Here is a 12,897-nt window from a genome sequence, read left to right as displayed (position 1 = left end):
ACCCGATGGCTATCGAGAAACTGCTGATCGCCAACCGCGGCGAGATCGCGCTGCGCATCCACCGCGCGTGCCATGAAATGGGCATCAAGACCGTCGCGGTCCATTCGACCGCCGACACCGACGCGATGCACGTTCGCCTTGCCGACCAGGCGGTATGCATCGGCCCCCCGGCGGCGAAGGACAGCTATCTCAATATCCCGGCGATCATCTCGGCCGCGGAGATCACTGGCGCCGACGCGGTCCATCCGGGTTACGGCTTCCTTTCCGAGAACGAGCGGTTCGCGGAGATCATCGAAGCACATAACATGATCTTCGTCGGCCCGAAGCCCGAGCATATCCGGACGATGGGTGACAAGGTCGAGGCGAAGCGCACCGCGGTTGCGCTCGGCCTTCCTGTCGTTCCGGGTTCGCCGGGGGCGGTGACCTTCAGCGAGGAGACCAAGAAGCTCGCCAAGGAAATCGGCTATCCCGTCCTCATCAAGGCCGCCTCGGGCGGCGGCGGACGCGGCATGAAGGTCGTTCCCGACGAAGACAGCCTGGAAAGCCTGATGGGTCAGGCGTCAAGCGAAGCGGCGGCAGCCTTCGGCGACCCGACCGTCTATATGGAAAAATATCTCGGCAACCCGCGCCACATCGAATTCCAGGTGTTCGGCGACGGTCAGGGCAATGCCATCCACCTCGGCGAACGCGATTGCTCGCTCCAGCGCCGCCACCAGAAGGTGCTGGAGGAAGCTCCCTCGCCGATCATCTCGGCCGAGGAACGCGCGCGCATGGGCGGCATCTGCGCCGACGCGATGGCGAAGATGGGCTATCGCGGCGCCGGGACGATCGAGTTCCTGTGGGAAAATGGTGAGTTCTTCTTCATCGAGATGAACACGCGCATCCAGGTCGAGCATCCGGTGACCGAGATGATCACCGGCTTCGACCTCGTCCGCGAACAGATCCGCATCGCCGGCGGCGCCGGGCTTTCGGTCAAACAGGAAGACCTCGAATTCCGCGGTCATGCGATGGAATGCCGGATCAATGCCGAGGATCCCCGCACTTTCCTGCCCTCGCCGGGCAAGGTCACCGCTTATCATCCCGCGGGCGGGATGCACGTCCGCGTCGATAGCGGGCTCTACGCCGGCTATTCGATCCCGCCCTATTACGACAGCATGATCGGCAAGCTGATCGTCTATGGCCGCAGCCGCGAAAGCTGCATGATGCGGATGCGCCGCGCGCTCGATGAAATGGTGATCGCCGGGGTCAAGACGAACATCCCGCTGCATCAGGCGCTGCTCGCCGACCCCGACGTGATCCACGGCGATTATACGATCAAGTGGCTCGAGGAATGGCTGGCGAAGCAGGACGAAGGCACGGCCTGAACCCTATAGCTTCATCATGCCGGACTTGATCCGGTATCCATTCGTGCGGCGCTGCACGGACCCCGGATCCAGTGCGGGGTGAGGATATTTCGGATGCGCCGACCTGTGCCGCCGCTCACTTTCACTAGGGATGGTTTTTGGCTATGGGCTTTGACCATGGCTAAAAATTCCCCCCTTTCGCTGCGCCGGTCGGCGGCACTTGTCTTTCCCCTGACCCTTTTTGCAACGCCGGTTTTCGCGCAGAATGGCGTCAAGGAGGATTCGGTCGTCCTGCAACCCGACAAGGTGACCGACGACGCGCCGGTCGTCGAAACCGTGACCGAAGCCAATCTGCCGAGCTGGTCCGAAACCAATGCGACCGAGCTTTTGAGCTTCATCGAAAAGGTCGGCAGCGAGGGACTGTTCCCGCAGGACTATAACCCCGACGGCCTCGCGCAGGCGATCCTCGCGAAGAACCAGATCCAGCTCGACAAGGTCGCGACCGACAGCTTCCTGCTGCTCGCGACGCATCTGCGCGACGGCCGCACGCCCAATGCCGCGCGCAAGCAGTGGTTCATGACCGACAGCGACGCGCAGGCCACGCCACTGATCCCGTTGCTGACCTCGGCGCTCAATTCGAATTCGGTGTCGCGCTCGCTTGCGGGCCTCGACCCCGTGCATCCCAATTTCACGGTGCTGAAGGCGGCGCTCAAGAGTGCGAAATCGGCTGCCGACGCCAATGCGATCCGTGTCAACATGGAACGCTGGCGCTGGATGCCGCGCGACCTCGGCGACCGCTATGTCGTCAGCAACGTCCCCGAATATCTGACCCGCGTCGTCCATGGCGGCACGATCATCGCGACGCACAAGGCCGTCGTCGGCAAACCGACGACGCCGACGCCGCAGCTCAACCCGATGGCGACGGGGATCATCGTCAACCCGACATGGACCCTGCCCAAGAGCATCATCGCCGAGGGCATCGGCGCCACGATCGCGCGGAGCCCCGCGACGGCGCGCGCGCAGGGCTACACATGGACAGGGAGCGGCAAGACGCTGTCGGTCGTGCAACAGCCCGGCGCCAACAATGCGCTGGGCGTGATGAAGATGGAGATGCTCAATCCGCACGCCATCTACCTGCACGATACGCCGTCGAAGGGGGCCTTCGCTTCCGCCGCGCGCGCCTTCAGCCACGGCTGCATCCGCACCGAGCGCGCGCTGCATTTCTCCGGGCTGATGGCGGTCTATTTCGCCGGCAAGAGCCCCGAGGAGTTCGGCGAGGCGATCGCGAGCGGCAAGACGACGAAGTTCAGCTTCGAAAACCCCTTCCCGGTCTATGTCGCTTATTGGACCGTGGTCCCGAACGCGGCGGGGAGCGGCATCGCCAAGCTGGCCGACATCTATGGCCGCGACGCGCCGGTGGTAACGAGCTTCGCCAAGCCCGGCCGCGCCGCCGCGGTGCTGATCTCGCCGAACCCGCCCGAAGTGGTCCCGACCGCGCCGATGACGACCACGCAGGTCAATAAGCCCGGCAACGGGGGAATTTACTGAGACACTGTTCCCGTCATTGCGAACGCAGCGACGGACCTGGTCAATCTGCGGTCTTGGGAATCGTCCCGCTGCTCGCGCCGGTGCGGATCAGCTTGTCCTCGCCCGGCAGCGGTTCGCGCGGCGGCATTTCGAACGCCGGCGCCGGCGGCGGCACGCTCAGCTTGTCGGCGAACAGCAGGCGGCCGGGGCCGAGCTTGTAGAGCACCTCGGGCAACAGATCCTCGCCGAACACGAAACAGCCCTCGCTGCGCCCCAGCTTGCCTTGCGTCGCGATGAGCGACGGGTCGGCATACCAGGCGCCGTGAATGACGATCGCGCGCATGTCGGCGTTGCTGTTGTCGGGCTCCAGCCCGGCGAGGCGCATCGACGATCCATTGGCGCCCCAATAATAGTCGCTGGTGCGATAGGCGCCGCGCGACGAGGCCAGGCTGCCCGGCGCGTTCGAGAAGCGCTTGAGCCAGCCGTCGTGCTGCGGGTCCGAACCGCGGCCGTGGGTGACCGGGAACATCTCGACCCTGCCCTTCACCATGTCGACGAGCGCGAAGCGCGGCCGCGACGAGGGCAGGCCGAAATCGACGATGCCGACGCGGTCGGTCTGCGGAATGGCGCGCGATTGCAGCGCGAGCTGCTTTTTCGCGACGGCGAGATAGTCGACCGGCGCCTGAACCGGCACCGGCGGACGCGGCTGGGTAAGCCAGTCGGGCAACTGCGCGGCGCGCGCCGACGTCGCCGCGAACGCGCCTGCACCGGCCATTGCCAGCATTGCCCTGCGATCGATCAACTCATTCACTTGAACCACAACCCCGCATTGGCCGCCTATTGGCGGTCCCTCGATCCTGCATAGATCGGGTTCCCGGCGGCAAAGGCAAGACGGTCGAGCCTCTTCATGCGGGAAAATGTGCCATAATCGCCATGAATAGCCGGTTTACGCTCCGTTACACTCTCGTTAGGGAACGCCGCATGAAAGCGACAATCTGGCACAACCCCGCCTGCGGTACCTCGCGCAAGACGCTGGCGATTCTGGAAGAGACCCCCGGTATCGAGGTCGAGATCGTCCACTATCTGAAGACGCCCTACACCGCGGACAAGCTGCGCCAGCTGTTCAGGGACGCGGGCATGACGGCACGCGAGGCGCTGCGCTTGCGCGGCACCGACGCCGAGGAACGCGGGCTAGGCGACGCGGGCGAGGAGGCGATCATCGCCGCGATGGTCGAAAATCCCGCCTATGTGAACCGCCCGTTCGTCGAGACCGACAAGGGCGTTCGCTTTTGCCGCCCGCAAGATCTGGTCCGCGAGATTCTCTGACGATTCCCGCGGCGACCCGCATCGCCCCGAAACGGCAACGTCCATAAGAAAAGGGCCGGGGTTTCCCCCGGCCCTTTCGCTGTATCCTGTACGCTCGATCAGGCGCCGGTCACGTCGGCCGTATCGACCTTGATGCCGGGGCCCATCGACGACGAAAGCGCGATCTTGCGGACATATTTGCCCTTCGCACCGGCCGGCTTGGCCTTGACGATCGCATCGACGAAGGCGTCGAAGTTCTGGCGAAGCTTTTCCTCGCCGAACGACAGCTTGCCGATGCCGGCGTGGATGATGCCGACCTTTTCGACGCGGAATTCGATCTGGCCGCCCTTGGCTGCCTTGACCGCTTCGGCGACGTTCGGGGTGACGGTGCCGAGCTTCGGGTTCGGCATGAGGCCCTTCGGGCCCAGCGTCTTGCCGAGGCGGCCGACGATGCCCATCATGTCCGGCGTCGCAATGACGCGGCCATAGTCGAGGTTGCCCGCGAGCATGTCTTCCATCAGGTCTTCGGCACCGACCTTGTCGGCGCCGGCGGCCAGCGCCTTGTCGGCGTTGTCGCCGCGCGCGAACACGGCAACCTTGACGTCCTTGCCGGTGCCGGCGGGCAGCGTGACGACGCCGCGGACCATCTGGTCGGCGTGACGCGGATCGACGCCCAGGTTCATCGCGATTTCCAGCGTTTCGTCGAACTTGGCCGAGGCCAGCTCGCGCACCGTCTTGATCGCTTCGTCGACGCCGTGCAGCTTCAGCGCGTCGACCTTGCCCTCGAGGGCCTTCTGCTTCTTGGTCAGCTTAGCCATGGGTTCAGCCCTCCGTCACTTCGAGGCCCATCGAGCGCGCGCTGCCCTCGATGATCTTCGTTGCCTGTTCCAGATCATTCGCGTTGAGATCCTTCATCTTGATCTCGGCGATTTCGGTCAGCTTCGAACGGGCGATCTTGCCCCCGCTGATCTTGCCGGGTTCCTTCGAGCCAGACTTCAGGTTCGCGGCCTTCTTGATCAGGTAAGTCGCCGGCGGCGTCTTGGTGACGAACGAGAAGCTCTTGTCGGCATAGACGGTGATGATCGTCGGGGTCGGCGTGCCCTTTTCCATGCCATCCGTCGCGGCGTTGAATGCCTTGCAGAATTCCATGATGTTCACGCCGCGCTGACCCAGTGCCGGCCCGAGCGGCGGCGAGGGGTTGGCTGTGCCGGCGGGCACCTGCAGCTTGATGTAGCCGCTAATCTTCTTGGCCATGATGGCCTCCTTTCTTTCTGTCGCCCCCGACCGCAATCCGGGGCTCAAAATAAGCGGTCAAGCAGAAGGGCATCACCCCTTCCTCCCGCGCGGAATCACGCCCTTATCTGACGCGAAGCGGCGCCCATAAGCGCAAACGCCGCAGAAAACAAGCCTTATGCGGTCGGAACGAGGCGGATCAGCCCTTCCTGAACCGCCGAAGCGATCAGGGTGCCGTCCTTACGATAGATGAGCCCGCGGTTGATCCCGCGGCTGCCGCCGGTCCAGTCGCTGTCCATGACATAGACGAACCAGTCGTCGACGCGGATGTCGTCGTGGAACCACATCGCATGATCGAGGCTGGTCGAAAACAACCCCGGCTGCGTCCAGGTCAGGCCGTGCGGCACCATAGCCGACGACAAGAGGCCCATGTCCGATGCGTAAGCGAGCAGCGCGCGATGCGTCAGCGGGTCGTCGCCGACCGGCGCCGCGATGCGGAACCATTCATAATGCATCGTCGAGGCCGTGCCCGCGGGCGGACGAAAGCTGCGGACGTCGAACGGATGGTTGGTTGCCAACTGTTCGAGCCGCGCGTCGTCGATCAGCGGATCGGCGGCGATCACATCGCCGAAGTCGCGGCATTGGTCGGGCGGCAGCAGATCGGGCATCGGCGCCTGGTGCGACAGCCCCTGCTCGGGCGCCTGGAAGGATGCCGTGAGGTTGAAGATCACCTTGCCGTCCTGGCGCACGACGACGCGGCGGTTCGCGAAACTGCGTCCGTCGAAATCGCGGTGGACGCGGAAATGGAGCGGCTTCGCCTCGTCGCCCCCGCGCAGGAAATAGGCATGGAGCGAATGCACGCCCTTCCCCGCGTCGACCGTTCGCGCCGCAGCAACCATCGCCTGCGCGATCACCTGCCCGCCGAAGATCCGCTGGCGCATAGGCTTGGTGAAGGCAGGGAAGGTAAATTCGTCGGGCTCTTCAGCCGCTTCGAGATCGAAGAGCTTGGTGACGCGGCGGACGACGCGCTCCCGGTCGACCGCGGCGTGGATGGCGCGCGCACGATCGGCACGAGCCTGAATCTCTGAAGGAGTCAGACTCATGCGACGGTCCAATCTTTTCGGAGAGCGATGGCCCGAGCCATCACTTCATGCGTTCGACCTGCTCGAAATCGAGCTCGACGGGGGTCGCGCGGCCGAAGATCGACACGCTGACCTTGACGCGCGCCTTGTCGAAATCGAGTTCCTCGACAACGCCGTTGAAGCTCGCGAACGGACCTTCGAGCACCTTGACCTGATCGCCGATCTCATAATCGACGCGGATTTCGGTCTTGGGACGCGCCGCGGCCTCTTCCTTGCTGTTCAGGATGCGCGCGGCCTCAGCCTCGCTGATCGCCTGCGGCTTGCCCGACGACCCCAGGAAGCCGGTAACCTTCGGCGTGTTCTTGACAAGGTGATAGACGTCGTCGGTCATCGTCAGCTTGGCGAGGACATAGCCGGGGAAGAATTTCCGCTCGGCCTGAACCTTCTTGCCGCGCTTGACCTCGGTGACTGTTTCGACGGGCACCTCGACCGCCTCGACGAGCTGGGTCAGCCCCATGCGTTCGGCTTCGGCGATCACCGAATCGCGAACCTTGTTCTCGAAGCCCGAATAGGCGTGAATGATGTACCAGCGCGCCATTATGGTTGTTCCTTAATCCCTGGATTCGCGCTTAGCGCGCGAGCGACGTCAGCCAGCCGACGATCAGCTTGAATACCGAATCGACGCCGAAGAAGAACAGCGACAGGATCGTCGTCATGATCAGCACCATGATCGTCGTCTGCACCGTCTCGCGGCTCGTCGGCCACACGATCTTCGTGGCTTCGGTTTTCACCTGGTTGACGAATTCGCCAATCTTGGGCCTCGCCATATCGATCGTCCTGTCCTTCATGCGTCAATGTTCCGGGCCAGATGGGTTGCCGTCCCCCACACGTCAACCGTGCTTCGGGCAATAGTCCGCCCACCCTCCCCGAGCATGTCGGCGAAAGGCGGAAGGAAAACGGCGCATCTGTCCGAATGAAGCGCCTTTAGCCGCGCGTCCGGACGATGGCAAGCGATAGCGGCAGATCGCGGCGTCACGCCGGCGTGGCAATTTTCATCAGCACCAGCCCGGCGACGATCAGCAGCGCCGCTACGATGCGCATCGCACTCGCGGCCTCGCCCAGCATCGCGATCCCGACCAGAAATGCCCCGACCGCACCGATCCCGGTCCAGATGGTGTAGGCGGTACCGAGCGGCAGTGACTTCATCGACAGCGAAAGCAGCGCGAAACTCGCGATCATTGCGGCGATGGTGACAATCGTCGGGCCGGGATGCGTGAAGCCATCCGACTGTTTCATGGAAAAAGCCCAAACCACCTCGAACAGCCCGGCGATGACAAGATAGACCCACGGCATGGGCAGCCTCCTTTGAAAAGACTGCCGGGCCGTCCCGGACCTGAAACCCGCCGCAGGGCGGGCGGGGACGTGGCCCCTTTGGCGAACCGGCAGGAGCCCGTCGGTGCCCTCCATATAGCGACCGGCCGCCGGATTACCACGATACAAAGGCGATCGTCGAAGCATCGGCGGCGGCGCTTCGTCTGCCAAACGCCGCGGCAGGATGATGGATTGTCGCCGCATCTTTTGTTACGCGCTCCGCAAGGCGGCATTTTTTTCTGCGCCCGATCGAGCCCCTGTCCCATGACCGCATCCGCCTCTCCCAAACCCGACAGACGCTTTCGCCGCCGCGACGCGGTTGTCCAGACCGCGGTCGAACTGATCAACGAAAAGGGCGTCCACGGCATGACGCTCGCGGAAGTCGCGGCGCGCCTCGACATCGTCGCGACCGGCGTCGCCTATTATTTCCGGCGCAAGGAACAGCTTGCCGCGACATGTTTCCTGCAGGCGATCGACCGCTTCCAGCAGATTGTCGGCGAGGCCGCGCCCCAGCCGACACCGTTCCAGCGTGTCGCGGCGGTGTTTCGGGCATATGCCGCGCTCTATGCCGATATCTGCGAGGGCCGCACGCCGCCGATCGTCCATTTCCACGATGCGCAGGCGCTGGGGGACAAGGGGGTCAACGCCGCCTTTGTCCGCCTCTTCCGGTCGTTCCGGGGGTTGCTTGTCACCGCCGACGCCCCGGTCGACGCCACCGCACTTGCCGCGCAGACGCATCAGTTGCTCGCGGCGCTCTTCTGGTCGCGGCGGATCATGGAGAGTTACGACAGCCGCTATTTTGCCGAGATCGCCGACGGCATCCTCGACATATTGCGGAACGGTATCGGTGCGCTTGCGGCCGGAGAAAGCGCCCCTGCCCTGCCCCTCGAAATCCCGCCGCCCGGATCGCCGTCGGACGCCGGCCCCGAACGCTTCCTCAAAGCAGCGACCGAATTGATCAACGATCAGGGCTATGCCGGGGCATCCGTCGAGCGCATCTCGGCGCGGCTCAAGGTCACGAAGGGCAGCTTCTATCATCATGTCGAGACGAAGCACGACCTGGTGATCCAGTGCCTCGAACGGACGATTGCGATCATGCGCGCCGCACAGCGGCAGGCCGACGAGCAAGGGGGTAGCGGGCTTCACGAGATATATGCCAGCTTCGCAGCCTTGATCGACTTCCAGATGTCGGAGGCCGGTCCACTGCTCGCACTGAAAGCCGTCGTCAGCATACCGAATCCCGAACGCGATGCGCTGCTCAAGCAATTCGGGCGCCTTTCGAACCGCTCGGCGCTCGTCATCGGCCGCGGCATCGCCGATGGTTCGATCCGGCCAATCGACCCACATATCGGCGCCGAACTCCTGCTCGCGATCACCAATGCTGTCGGCGACCTCCGGCTCTGGGCGCCCGAACTCGACAAGACGACGATCGACGCCGCCTACACGCGCCCCTTCTTCGCCGGGCTACTCGCGCACTGACGCGCCAGCCGCCATCCCGAGCTCCAAATTTTTCGGCCGCCGTATCCGCAGATCCGCGGACGGGGCCGTTCTGCGCCCCGACTATTCGCGCCAAACAGGAAACCAAATACGCAAACTTGGCCAATCAGAATTGACTCTTGTCGATCTGCTGGGGTCTAGGACCGGAAAATTTCATACCGAAACCTAAAATAATGAGGATGCGATGCGGTTCGACGGCAAGGTAGCAATCATCACCGGCGCAGGTGGCGGGCTTGGCCGCGCCTATGCGCTCGAGCTTGCCCGTCGGGGCGCGAAGCTGGTGGTCAACGATCTCGGTGGCTCGCTCGACGGCTCGGGCCGGTCGAGCGAAGCCGCCGACCGCGTCGTCGACGAGATCCGCGCCGCCGGCGGCGAGGCGATGGCGAGCGGCGCCTCGGTCACCAGCGTCGCCGACGTTCAGGCGATGGTCGATGCCGCGCGCGGCCGGTGGGGCCGCATCGATATTCTGGTCAACAATGCAGGCGTCCTTCGCGACAAGAGCTTTGCGAAGATGGAGATCGAGGATTTTCGTCTCGTCATGGACGTCCATCTGATGGGCGCCGCGATCTGCTCAAAGGCGGTGTGGGACCTGATGCGCGAGCAGAATTACGGCCGTATCGTCATGACGACCTCCTCGTCGGGCCTGTACGGCAATTTCGGCCAGGCCAATTATGGCGCGGCGAAGATGGCGCTCGTCGGCCTGATGCAGACGCTCGCGATCGAGGGTGCGAAGAGCGACATTCGGGTCAACTGCATCGCGCCCGTCGCGGCGACGCGCATGACCGAAAACCTGATGGCGGAAGAGATTCTGGCCCGCCTCCAGCCCGAAGCCGTCGCGGCCGGACTTGTCTATCTGGTCTCCGAGGGGGCGCCGACGCGTACGACGCTGTGCGCCGGCGCCGGCGGCTTCGAGACTGCCAACATCACGCTGACCAAGGGTATCTATGACGAAGCGCCGACCCCCGAACTCGTCGCCGCGCGCTTTGCCGAAATCGCAGATCGCACCGACGAGGCGGTGCCAGAGCATGGCGGCGGTCAGCTGCGCGGCGTGTTCGCCAAGGCCATGGCCGGCGCGGCCGCCTGAGCTCTTCTATTCGAAAGGATATTTGCATGACCGAAGCATGGATCATCGACACCGCCCGCACCCCACGCGGCGGCGGCAAGATCGGCAAGGGATCGCTGACCGAAGTCCATCCGCAGCGCCTGTTGTCGACAGTGTTGCGAGCGCTCGCGGCGCGGAATGACATCGACCCCGACGATATCGACGAAGTGATCGCGGGCTGCGGTTCGCAATTCGGCAAGCAGGGATCCTGCATCGCGCGCATGGCCGCACTCGACGCGGGCTTCGGCCCGGCTGCGCCCGGCTTTACGATCGACCGTTTCTGTGGCTCGGGGCTTACCTCTGTCAATGTCGCGGCGATGGGCGTGATGTCGGGAATGATGAACCTAACGATGGCGGGCGGCGTCGAATCGATGTCCTTCATCAGCACCACCGACCGCAGCCCGTTCGTCGATGCCGGGAATGAAGATCTGCGCCGCCGACACCCGCAGCCGCACCAGGGCATCTGCGCGGACCTGATCGCGACGCTCGAAGGCTTCACGCGCGAAGAGGCGGACGCGCTCGGCCTCGAAAGCCAGCGCCGCGCCGACGAGGCGATCAAGGATGGCCGCTTCGCCAGGTCGGTCGTGCCCGTCCACCATGTCGACGGTCGCCTCGCGCTCGATCATGACGAATATCCGCGCCCCTCGACGACGATGGAAGGCCTGTCGTCGCTGGCGGCCGCGTTTCCCGGCTTCATGGAGCGCCCGCTTGACGCGGCGGGAACGACCTATGCGCAGCTTGTCCGTGCGACGTACCCCGAGGTCGAGATCGACCACATCCACCACGCGGGCAACTCGTCGGGCGTTGTCGACGGTGCCGCGGCGGTCGTGATCGCATCGCCAGACTATGCAAAGGCGCATGGGCTGAAGCCGCGCGCGCGCATCCGTCACCTCAGCTCGGCGGGCGACAGCCCCGAACTGATGCTCAACGCGCCCGTCCCCGCCACGCGCAAGGCGCTGAAACAGGCGGGTATGGAGATCGGCGACATCGACCTGATCGAGATCAACGAAGCCTTCGCGGTCGTGCCGCTGAAGTTCATGCGCGACCTCGACGTCGATCCGGCGAAGGTAAACGTCAACGGCGGCGCGATCGCGCTCGGCCACCCGATCGGCGCGACCGGCGCGATCATCCTCGGCACTTTGCTCGACGAGATGGAGCGCCGCGATCTCAATACCGGGCTTGCCACCATGTGCACCGGCGGCGGCATGGCGCCGGTCACGATCATCGAACGCATTTAACGAGGCATTGCGCGGTCCGGCACACCCTCTCTCCCGGGTCGGACCGTGCTCCTTGCCCCGCGATGGGCGTCGCGGGAAATCCAACGGGGCACGTTGGGCACGAACTGGGCGCGCGGTATCCCGTACCGCGCGCCTTCTTTTTGGGCGGGCTTATCGGCGGGCGTTCGCAGCACCGGCCCGCCCCTGCTCCATCAGGGTTGCTTCGGTCCGGAAGCAGGGTCCGCCGGCGGCGAGACATGCAGGCGGAGCCCCGGATGATCGATGACGAAGCGCCGGTCGGCGAACATGTCGATGCCCAAGATCACCGCGGGCTGGTCGGCCTCGAAGCCGAGCACCTTGAACACCGGCAGGTCGGCGATGCGGATGTCGCGATCGCGCATTTCGGCGGTATCGATCGACAGGCGGGCGAGTTTCGCCTTGACGCTCGGCGTCGCGTGGGCGGTCGCTCCCCTGACATCGGTTCCCTTGACCAGTCCGGGCGTATCGGGGGTCAGGCCGATCGCCTTCGCGGCCGCCCAGTTTATGATGGTCCCGCGCGCTCCGGTATCGAGTACTGCCGGAACCTCGACGCCGTTCAGCCGGATCGTCAGCCGCGGCGCGCGTTCCTCGTCGAGCGTGAAGGGAACCGATGCTGATAGCCCGCGCAGCATCGCTGCATCGGCGGACCGCGTCATGCGCCAGCGATGCGCCGGAATGTCGAGTTCGACCGCGAAGTCGGCGATGATGTCGGCGCCCAAAATGCCGTCGACGCCCAGGCCATCGACCGGCCCCGGCGGCAGCACCAGCGCTTCGAGCGAGCGAAAGCCGAAACCGGCGACCTCCAGCAGACCCACCGTCGCGGTCTCGACCTCCGACCGCCCCGCCGCGCCGTCGAGCGGCTCGTCCGACGGCTTGACCACGAGCCCCGCCATCGCCGCGCGAAGTTTCGGCAGGATCGTGGTCTCGCTTGCCGCGGTGTCGATGACGAAACGCCTTGGCGCCGACCCGTCGACCGCGACCCGAATCACCGGATGGCCCGACGGCAGCATCTCGAGCGGCTGGAAAGCAGCGGCTGCGGGCGTCGCAGCGACAGGCTCGGACGCGTTGGTGCGCCCCTCGGCGACGATCAGGGTGCCGAGCAGCCCGAGGGCGATCAGCCCGGTGCGGTAACGATTTGCCACAGTCTGTCTCCTGGCGGCGGAATGCCGCGAATGGAGGCC

At 64.9% G+C, this 12,897-nt stretch carries 14 protein-coding genes; 6 read left to right on the top strand and 8 right to left on the bottom strand.

Going from position 1 to position 12,897, the window contains the following annotated elements; all coding sequences use genetic code 11:
• The first annotated feature begins 5 nt into the window (after window positions 1–5).
• On the top strand, window positions 6–1,364 hold the full coding sequence (gene accC / locus QOL79_RS02430) for an acetyl-CoA carboxylase biotin carboxylase subunit (protein ID WP_204993254.1): 1,359 nt from the start codon (window positions 6–8) through the stop codon (window positions 1,362–1,364).
• Window positions 1,365–1,520: 156 nt separating this feature from the next.
• On the top strand, window positions 1,521–2,891 hold the full coding sequence (locus QOL79_RS02425) for a L,D-transpeptidase family protein (protein ID WP_283418505.1): 1,371 nt from the start codon (window positions 1,521–1,523) through the stop codon (window positions 2,889–2,891).
• Between the two features lie 40 nt (window positions 2,892–2,931).
• On the opposite strand, the gene QOL79_RS02420 is transcribed toward QOL79_RS02425, so the two are convergent.
• The gene (locus QOL79_RS02420) at window positions 2,932–3,654 is read right to left on the bottom strand and encodes a murein L,D-transpeptidase catalytic domain family protein (protein ID WP_283418504.1); all 723 of its coding nucleotides are present in this window, start codon (window positions 3,652–3,654) and stop codon (window positions 2,932–2,934) included.
• Window positions 3,655–3,851: 197 nt separating this feature from the next.
• Here QOL79_RS02420 and QOL79_RS02415 point away from each other — a divergent pair, with 197 nt between their 5' ends.
• A complete protein-coding gene (locus tag QOL79_RS02415) occupies window positions 3,852–4,196 on the top strand; it encodes an arsenate reductase family protein (protein WP_283418503.1) in 345 nt (114 codons plus the stop codon).
• Between the two features lie 98 nt (window positions 4,197–4,294).
• Here the strand turns inward: QOL79_RS02415 and rplA are convergent, their stop codons facing one another.
• From rplA to QOL79_RS02385, 6 genes are all read right to left on the bottom strand, one after another.
• Entirely contained in the window at window positions 4,295–4,993 is a 699-nt protein-coding gene (gene rplA, locus QOL79_RS02410) for a 50S ribosomal protein L1 (RefSeq protein ID WP_058454561.1), read from the bottom strand.
• Window positions 4,994–4,997: 4 nt separating this feature from the next.
• Window positions 4,998–5,429: a 50S ribosomal protein L11 gene (gene rplK, locus QOL79_RS02405; protein ID WP_058454562.1), complete on the bottom strand. Its 432-nt coding sequence runs from the start codon at window positions 5,427–5,429 to the stop codon at window positions 4,998–5,000.
• 155 nt (window positions 5,430–5,584) lie between these two features.
• Entirely contained in the window at window positions 5,585–6,511 is a 927-nt protein-coding gene (locus tag QOL79_RS02400) for an acyl-CoA thioesterase (RefSeq protein ID WP_283418502.1), read from the bottom strand.
• Between the two features lie 40 nt (window positions 6,512–6,551).
• Window positions 6,552–7,088: a transcription termination/antitermination protein NusG gene (gene nusG / locus QOL79_RS02395; RefSeq protein WP_058454563.1), complete on the bottom strand. Its 537-nt coding sequence runs from the start codon at window positions 7,086–7,088 to the stop codon at window positions 6,552–6,554.
• Between the two features lie 31 nt (window positions 7,089–7,119).
• Window positions 7,120–7,317 carry a preprotein translocase subunit SecE gene (gene secE / locus QOL79_RS02390; RefSeq protein WP_058454700.1) on the bottom strand — a complete coding sequence of 66 codons (198 nt, stop codon included), beginning with the start codon at window positions 7,315–7,317 and terminating at the stop codon, window positions 7,120–7,122.
• Window positions 7,318–7,522: 205 nt separating this feature from the next.
• The gene (locus QOL79_RS02385; protein WP_283418501.1) at window positions 7,523–7,843 is read right to left on the bottom strand and encodes a DMT family transporter; all 321 of its coding nucleotides are present in this window, start codon (window positions 7,841–7,843) and stop codon (window positions 7,523–7,525) included.
• Window positions 7,844–8,125: 282 nt separating this feature from the next.
• On the opposite strand from QOL79_RS02385, the gene QOL79_RS02380 reads away from it, so the two are divergent.
• The 3 genes from QOL79_RS02380 to QOL79_RS02370 all read left to right on the top strand — a co-directional run bounded on the left by QOL79_RS02380 (window position 8,126) and on the right by QOL79_RS02370 (window position 11,698).
• Window positions 8,126–9,340 (top strand): TetR/AcrR family transcriptional regulator, encoded by a 1,215-nt coding sequence (locus QOL79_RS02380; protein ID WP_283418500.1) that lies wholly within the window; start codon window positions 8,126–8,128, stop codon window positions 9,338–9,340.
• 202 nt (window positions 9,341–9,542) lie between these two features.
• Window positions 9,543–10,442: an SDR family NAD(P)-dependent oxidoreductase gene (locus QOL79_RS02375; protein ID WP_283418499.1), complete on the top strand. Its 900-nt coding sequence runs from the start codon at window positions 9,543–9,545 to the stop codon at window positions 10,440–10,442.
• A 26-nt stretch (window positions 10,443–10,468) separates the two neighbouring features.
• Window positions 10,469–11,698 (top strand): acetyl-CoA C-acetyltransferase, encoded by a 1,230-nt coding sequence (locus QOL79_RS02370; RefSeq protein ID WP_283418498.1) that lies wholly within the window; start codon window positions 10,469–10,471, stop codon window positions 11,696–11,698.
• A gap of 191 nt (window positions 11,699–11,889) precedes the next feature.
• Here the strand turns inward: QOL79_RS02370 and QOL79_RS02365 are convergent, their stop codons facing one another.
• Window positions 11,890–12,858 carry a retroviral-like aspartic protease family protein gene (locus QOL79_RS02365; RefSeq protein WP_283418497.1) on the bottom strand — a complete coding sequence of 323 codons (969 nt, stop codon included), beginning with the start codon at window positions 12,856–12,858 and terminating at the stop codon, window positions 11,890–11,892.
• Window positions 12,859–12,897 lie beyond the last annotated feature (39 nt).

Source organism: Sphingopyxis sp. Geo48 (assembly GCF_949769155.1).
Classification (GTDB): domain Bacteria; phylum Pseudomonadota; class Alphaproteobacteria; order Sphingomonadales; family Sphingomonadaceae; genus Sphingopyxis.
This window is presented reverse-complemented; position numbering and strand designations above follow the sequence as displayed.

Coding starts and splice junctions, on each gene's coding strand:
- accC (WP_204993254.1), top strand. CDS start 6: ATGGCTATCGAGAAACTGCTGATCGCCAACCGCGGCGAGATCGCGCTG.
- QOL79_RS02425 (WP_283418505.1), top strand. CDS start 1,521: ATGGCTAAAAATTCCCCCCTTTCGCTGCGCCGGTCGGCGGCACTTGTC.
- QOL79_RS02420 (WP_283418504.1), bottom strand. CDS start 3,654: ATGCTGGCAATGGCCGGTGCAGGCGCGTTCGCGGCGACGTCGGCGCGC.
- QOL79_RS02415 (WP_283418503.1), top strand. CDS start 3,852: ATGAAAGCGACAATCTGGCACAACCCCGCCTGCGGTACCTCGCGCAAG.
- rplA (WP_058454561.1), bottom strand. CDS start 4,993: ATGGCTAAGCTGACCAAGAAGCAGAAGGCCCTCGAGGGCAAGGTCGAC.
- rplK (WP_058454562.1), bottom strand. CDS start 5,429: ATGGCCAAGAAGATTAGCGGCTACATCAAGCTGCAGGTGCCCGCCGGC.
- QOL79_RS02400 (WP_283418502.1), bottom strand. CDS start 6,511: ATGAGTCTGACTCCTTCAGAGATTCAGGCTCGTGCCGATCGTGCGCGC.
- nusG (WP_058454563.1), bottom strand. CDS start 7,088: ATGGCGCGCTGGTACATCATTCACGCCTATTCGGGCTTCGAGAACAAG.
- secE (WP_058454700.1), bottom strand. CDS start 7,317: ATGGCGAGGCCCAAGATTGGCGAATTCGTCAACCAGGTGAAAACCGAA.
- QOL79_RS02385 (WP_283418501.1), bottom strand. CDS start 7,843: ATGCCGTGGGTCTATCTTGTCATCGCCGGGCTGTTCGAGGTGGTTTGG.
- QOL79_RS02380 (WP_283418500.1), top strand. CDS start 8,126: ATGACCGCATCCGCCTCTCCCAAACCCGACAGACGCTTTCGCCGCCGC.
- QOL79_RS02375 (WP_283418499.1), top strand. CDS start 9,543: ATGCGGTTCGACGGCAAGGTAGCAATCATCACCGGCGCAGGTGGCGGG.
- QOL79_RS02370 (WP_283418498.1), top strand. CDS start 10,469: ATGACCGAAGCATGGATCATCGACACCGCCCGCACCCCACGCGGCGGC.